Source organism: Methylobacterium haplocladii, assembly GCF_007992175.1.
Lineage (GTDB): Bacteria > Pseudomonadota > Alphaproteobacteria > Rhizobiales > Beijerinckiaceae > Methylobacterium > Methylobacterium haplocladii.
Genome location: NZ_BJZT01000079.1, coordinates 1 through 1,207, shown reverse-complemented (window position 1 = coordinate 1,207; position 1,207 = coordinate 1). Strand labels below are relative to the sequence as shown.

Annotated in this window: 1 pseudogene; it reads left to right on the top strand. The window is 66.4% G+C overall.

Features of this window, described 5'->3' with window-relative positions:
• Window positions 1–64: 64 nt before the first annotated feature.
• A pseudogene (locus tag MHA02_RS21800) lies at window positions 65–1,172 on the top strand (IS3 family transposase).
• Window positions 1,173–1,207: the final 35 nt, after the last annotated feature.

The window sequence follows — 1,207 nt, the reverse complement described above, 5'->3', positions numbered from 1 at the left end:
TCTGACCTTGCCCCCTGGATTGCCCTCGATCTGAAGCTAGGGTCCGTCGATCAGGAGACGGACGATGAAGAAGAGCCGGTTCAGCGAGGAGCAGATCATCGGCATCCTGAAGGAGCAGCAGATGGGGCTGCCCGTTGCCGAGATCTGCCGCAAGCATGGCATCAGCGACGCGACGTTCTACACGTGGCGTTCGCGCTTCGGCGGCATGGAGGTCTCGGATGCGCGTCGCTTGAAGACGCTCGACGAGGAGAACCGCAAGCTCAAGAAGCTCCTGGCCGAGGCGATGCTCGACGTGGCGACGCTGCGTGAGGCGCTGGGAAAAAACTTCTGACGCCCGGCGCACGCAGAACGGCCGTGACCTGGGCTATCGAGGAGAAGGGCTACTCGCAGCGTCGTGCCTGCGGGTTGATCGGCCTGGAGCCGAAGACGTACCGCTACGCCTCGGCCCGCAGTGACGATGCGGCGGTGCGGGTACGCCTGCGCAGCCTGGCCGGCGAGCGTCGCCGGTTCGGCTACAGGCGGCTTCTGATCCTGTTGCGGCGGGAGGGCCTTGCACTGAATCACAAGAAGCTCTTCCGCCTCTACCGAGAGGAGCGGCTGTCGGTGCGCAGGCGCGGCGGCCGCAAGCGAGCACTGGGTACGCGGGCTTCGGCCGCCGTGCCGCAGGAGGCGAACCAGCGTTGGAGCCTCGACTTTGTCTCCGACACGCTCGACGACGGGCGGCGCTTCCGCATCCTGGTCGTGGTCGACGACTGCACGCGGGAGTGCCTGGCGCTGGTGGTCGACACCTCGCTGTCCGGCCAACGGGTCGCGCGCGAACTCGACCGGATCATCGAGGGCCGGGGCAAGCCGCTGATGATCGTCTCCGACAACGGCACCGAGCTGACCTCGCACGCCATCCTGCACTGGCAGGAAGAGCGCGCGGTGGAATGGCACTACATCGCGCCAGGCAAGCCGCAGCAGAACGGCTTCGTCGAGAGCCTTAACGGCCGCGCGACGAGTGCCTGAACGAGCATCTGTTCCGCAGCCTGCCGGCGGCCCGGACCATCATCGAGACGTGGCGGGTGGACTACAACACCTGTCGCCCTCACACGAGCCTCGGCGGGCTCACCCCGAACGCGTTTGCAACCCGGTCCCGAGGGGACCAGAACCAGAACGGACTCTGGTTATGAACGGGGGCAAACAGGGGGCAAGGTCAACTCGTCTC